This is a genomic window from Dietzia sp. B44, from assembly GCF_014145245.1.
In the GTDB taxonomy this organism is placed as follows: domain Bacteria; phylum Actinomycetota; class Actinomycetes; order Mycobacteriales; family Mycobacteriaceae; genus Dietzia; species Dietzia natronolimnaea.
The window spans coordinates 1-2,052 of record NZ_JAALEF010000413.1 but is presented as its reverse complement, the minus strand read 5'-3'; the positions used below and the strand labels follow the sequence as shown (position 1 = coordinate 2,052).

The window sequence follows — 2,052 nt, the reverse complement described above, 5'->3', positions numbered from 1 at the left end:
GGACCCTGTCGGCTCCGGGCTCCGGCTCACACACGGCCCCGCGGCAGGGGACGCGGTGGACCGGATCGCCCCGCGTCGGCGCCGGTCAGCCGAGCTCGCCGCGGACGTACGACTCGTAGGCCGGGAGGTCGAGGAAGCCGTGACCGGACAGGCCGATCACGATGGACGGGCCCGTGCCCGCCTCCCCGGTGTGCCTGCGGGCCTCGTCGAACGCGCCGGCGAGGGCGTGGGTGGACTCGGGCGCGGGCACGATGCCCTCGGCCTTGGCGAACTCGACACCGGCGGCGAAGGCGACGTTCTGTTCCACCGCGATCGAGTCGAGCAGGCCGAGGTGCTTGACGTGACTGACCAGCGGTGCCATCCCGTGGTACCGGAGACCGCCCGAGTGGATGGGGTCCGGGACGAAGTCCTGGCCCAGCGTGTACATCTTCATGAGCGGGGTCAGACCCGCCACGTCTCCGTGGTCGTATCGGAACTCGCCCTCGGTCATGGACGGGCAGGCGGTCGGTTCGACGGCCACGATCCTCGTCTGCGCCCCGGCCAGGTTCTCGCGGATGAACGGGAACGCCAGACCGGCGAGGTTGGAGCCGCCCCCAGCGCACCCGAAGACGTAGTCGGGCGCGGCCTCCCCGAACATCTCGAGCTGTTTGAGGGCCTCCTCGCCGATGATCGTCTGGTGCAGGCACACGTGGTTGAGGACGGAACCCAGGGAGTAGCGGGCCTCGGGGTCGCCCGCCGCCACCTCGACCGCCTCCGACACCGCCATTCCCAGCGAACCGGGGGTGTGGGGGTCCTTGGCGAGGAAGGACCGGCCCGCCTCGGTCAGGTCGGAGGGGCTCGGGTGGACGGAGGCGCCGAAGGTCTCCATGAGCATCCGGCGGTACGGCTTGGACTCGAAGGACGCCTTGACCTGCCAGACCTCCACCTCGATGCCGAAGGCCTGACCGGCGAACGCCAGCGACGCGCCCCACTGACCGGCGCCGGTCTCGGTGGTGAGCTTGGTGATGCCCTCCGCGGCGTTGTAGTACGCCTGGGCCACGGCCGTGTTGGGCTTGTGTGAGCCGACCGGGCTGGTGCCCTCGTACTTGTAGTAGATCCTCGCCGAGGTGCCGAGGGCCTTCTCCAGTCGGCGGGCCCGGATGAGGGGCGATGGCCGCCACAGCCGGTAGATCTCCCGCACCTCCTCGGGGATCTCGACGTACCGCTCCCCGGTGACCTCCTGCTCGATGAGCGCCATCGGGAACAACGGCGCCAGGTCCTCCGGACCGAGCGGCTCCTTCGTGCCCGGGTGCAGGTGCGGCGCCATCTGCTCGGGCAGGTCGGCCTGGATGTTGTACCAGTGGGTCGGCATCTCGCTCTCGGGGAGAAGTGCCTTGACCAGAGGTGCCGTGACCAGCGAACCGGATGCGGAGTGTGAACCGGATGCAGCGTCAGACGTCATATGGTGTCCTCGGGAGATGTGGGGAGGGGTGAGCCACACCTCATCTTAGGAGGTCGCGCCTCATGGGGAGGTGCGGGATCCGTTCATCCAGGTAGTCCGGTCCGCACCGGAGGAACCCGAACTGCTCGTACCACCACTCGAGGTGGGACTGGGCGCCTATCTCGACGGGCAGCTCGCCGCACAGCTCGAGTCCGCGACGGATCAGGACACCGGCGATCCCCCGCCCTCGCCACCCGGGAGCCGTGCACACCCGGCCGAGGTGCATGACCCCACCGTGGACCCCCGACCCGAACACGCGCAGGGTGGCCACCAACTCGTCCGGACCGGATTCGGTGGCCGGAGCCCAGGCCAACAGGTGCGTGGTGCCGGGGTCGGCGTCGACCTCGTCGATCTCCGCGTACGGGCAGTCCTGCTCGGCGACGAAGACGTCCACGCGCAGCTTGTACAGCGCGTGGACGTCCAGCGGACCCAGCCCGGCCAAGGGAGAGGCGACGACTCTCCACGGAGAGTCGTGCTCACTCACCGTCTGCAGGTCAGGGCTTGTCGGCCGGGGTACCACCGGCCGGATCGTCGTCCGAGGGCTGCGGCGCGGAGCCGGCGGCCGCACCCGG

The 2,052-nt window shown here is 70.1% G+C and carries 2 protein-coding genes; both read right to left on the bottom strand.

Annotated features, from left to right (window positions below):
- Positions 1-85 precede the first annotated feature (85 nt).
- On the bottom strand, positions 86-1,441 hold the full coding sequence (locus tag G6017_RS13185; protein WP_182610381.1) for a TrpB-like pyridoxal phosphate-dependent enzyme: 1,356 nt from the start codon (positions 1,439-1,441) through the stop codon (positions 86-88).
- 40 nt (positions 1,442-1,481) lie between these two features.
- Complete coding sequence (locus tag G6017_RS13180; protein ID WP_182617749.1) at positions 1,482-1,964, bottom strand: GNAT family N-acetyltransferase; 483 nt, start codon at positions 1,962-1,964, stop codon at positions 1,482-1,484.
- Between the last annotated feature and the right edge of the window lie 88 nt (positions 1,965-2,052).

Bases quoted from the DNA above. Each gene is read 5' to 3' on its own strand.
- G6017_RS13185 (WP_182610381.1), bottom strand. From the start codon at position 1,441: ATGACGTCTGACGCTGCATCCGGTTCACACTCCGCATCCGGTTCGCTG.